The sequence below is a fragment of the Marinagarivorans sp. genome, from assembly GCF_982758155.1.
The window spans coordinates 1-2,608 of record NZ_CEXWTU010000382.1; the positions used below are offsets into that span (position 1 = coordinate 1).

Below are 2,608 nucleotides of genomic sequence, written 5' to 3' on the forward strand. Positions count from 1 at the left end.
CATTCAAGCGCCGGGAGCGCTTGCATAGCGCCCAAGGATGGCTTGAGCGGCCCAGAAAATGATCAATCTGCCGGCCTATTTGAGCATGGCTGAATAGTTACTTTTATTTCTTCCAGCCGCCGACTTTATCGATGGCGATGCTGGATTTAATAAAAACTTGGTTACTGCTAAGAGCCTGCTCTGGATTACTTAAAAAGGTTGGGACCACTTCGGCGTTACTTTCACCGTCTTTAGCGTATAGGCCAACCCATGCATTGCGTTGGCTGTTTTTAGCGGCATATAGGCAGGTGTCGGCGATATCTAATACTTGTTCCCAGGTATGTGCCGAAGGGTTGTTCTGTAAGAAGGGGTAGCTGGCAAAGCCAATAGAGCAGGTGTTTTTAATACTGAGGTCTTCGTCAATATCAAAGTCGTGTTGGTCTATAGCTGTGCGTATTTTTTCGGCGGTTGCTGCTGCTTTAGTGCGCGAAGAAAATCGCGTGATAATTAAAAACTCTTCACCGCCCCAGCGAATGCAGTAATCGGTTTCGCGGAATAGGGCCATCAAAATATTGCCCATGCGCTGCAGAATTCTATCGCCGGCTACATGGCCATAGGTATCGTTAATGGCTTTAAAGTGATCGATGTCGATAATGAAGAGCGTGTAATCTTCGTTTTCAGGCATGGACGTTTTTGTACGCGCCCCTATTTTATAATGCTCGAGTAAATTCTTTACGTCGATTTCGATGTGGTTGTATAAATAATGTCGGTTGCGTAACCCCGTCAGTTGGTCGGTAGAGCTGATGTGTTCGAGTTTATTGCAGTTTTTCTCGAGTAAATCCACAAGGTTTGATTTCGAGAGTGCCGACACCACGTGTGCGCGGAAGCGTTCAAGCGTTGTGGCTTTCGATGTGGTGAAGGTGTCTTCTGAGGCGTTGCTGGCAAGCACAAGAACGCCCACAATTTCGTCATCCAATATCATGGTCATAGCCAGTGCGCTTTTGGCATCCAGTATGTCGAGTGTGGATGGGTTAATAATTTCAATATCGTTGCGGGTAAAGTAATAAATGTGTTGTGCAATATTCTGCCCGTTTTGGGTGAAGCGCTCTGTTATTGCAGCTGGCGAGAGCAGCTCGCCGTGATGCTGACCTGTTGATGGGTCATCTTCGGAATTGTTTAAGCTCTTCGGTGATAACAGCTTAAAGAGATCCTGTTCGCTCTCATAGTTCCAGTAAGAGGCGCGATCTGCGGTGGGGAATAACGTCATCGCTTCTTTAAGAATAACGCTTAACAGCCGGTCAAAACGTAATTCTTGGTGAATGGTCGATACGATGGTGTCGAGTGTTTGTAGCTCCCGATTCGCCAGCGTCACTTCTTGTGTACGCTGCTTCACTTTGCCTTCGAGGTTGCGATTGATGTCTAGCAGCTCTAAGTGGGTGCGTACTCGCGAGGTGAGTTCGCCAATAGAAATGGGCTTAGTTAAAAAGTCATTTGCGCCAAGTTGGAATCCATCGGCAAGATCGGTGATCAAGTTTTTCGCAGTTAAGAAAATAATGGGTAATTCTTGTATGGAATAGTAAACCCGAATACGCGAGCAAACTTCGTAGCCGCTCATTTCCGGCATCATAATATCCAGCAAGACTAAATCGAAAGGGCCTCTTTTTTCAATGTACTCTAAAGCTTCGGCACCGTTGGCGGCGGTTTCTAGGCTGTAATTCTTTAAGGTCAGCTGGTTAACTAAGACTTTGCGGTTAATGGCGTCGTCATCAACAATTAAAATTTTGAAGCGCGCATTATCTTTTATGTCTTCTTCGCTAAAGGGTGTTCCGTGGGATGCCGTAGGTTTGATTTCGTTGTTTGTTGCTGGCTGTGCAGCATTATTACTGGGGGGTGACATGTCGGCATCGTGATCAAACGATAAGCATTTAGCCAGTTCGTGCACACCACCACTTTGCTCTAGAGAACTATCGTCGGCATGCTTATCGGTGATAGGGAGGCTAAAGCTAAAGGTGGAGCCTTCGTGTTCTTCTGAAATTACTCGAATTTCGCCACCGAGCAGTTCGACGATTTGGCGAGTTACGGTGAGGCCTAAGCCTGTGCCTCCATGGCTGCGGTTTTCGTGTTGTTCGACTTGTTCAAAGGCGATAAATATTTTCTCGAGCATGTCTTCTGGAATGCCCATGCCGGTATCTTTAACGTGAATCCAAAGTTTGTCATCCTCAAGAGTTGAGTAAACTTCGATGGTGCCGGCTTGCGTGAACTTAATGGCGTTGCCAATTAAATTGTAAAAAATCTGTTGTAAACGATTGTCGTCTGCCAGTGCTGCAGGAATTTTTTTGTCGATATTGTTCTTGAGTATAACGGGCTTGGCTCTGGTTGATGGCTTACACAGCGTTAATACAATGTCGGCCACGGCGCGTACATTTATAGGTTTTGCGTGAATGGTAATATTGTTATTTTTAAGTTTAGAAAAATCCAAAATATCATTGACCAGATGCGCTAAGCGACGGCCACTGATGGATATCATATTTAAATTGGATTTTAATTCGTCATTAACAGGGCCTGCCGCGCCACCCATTAATGTTTCGGCTAAACCGATAATGCCATTGATGGGGGTGCGTAATTCGTG

1 protein-coding gene is annotated in these 2,608 nt (G+C 45.7%); it reads right to left on the minus strand.

Annotated elements, in window-relative coordinates; all coding sequences use genetic code 11:
• Positions 1-103: 103 nt before the first annotated feature.
• Positions 104-2,608: diguanylate cyclase (locus AC3A8L_RS21085; protein WP_487964250.1), on the minus strand; the 2,505-nt coding region annotated here is incomplete at its 5' end.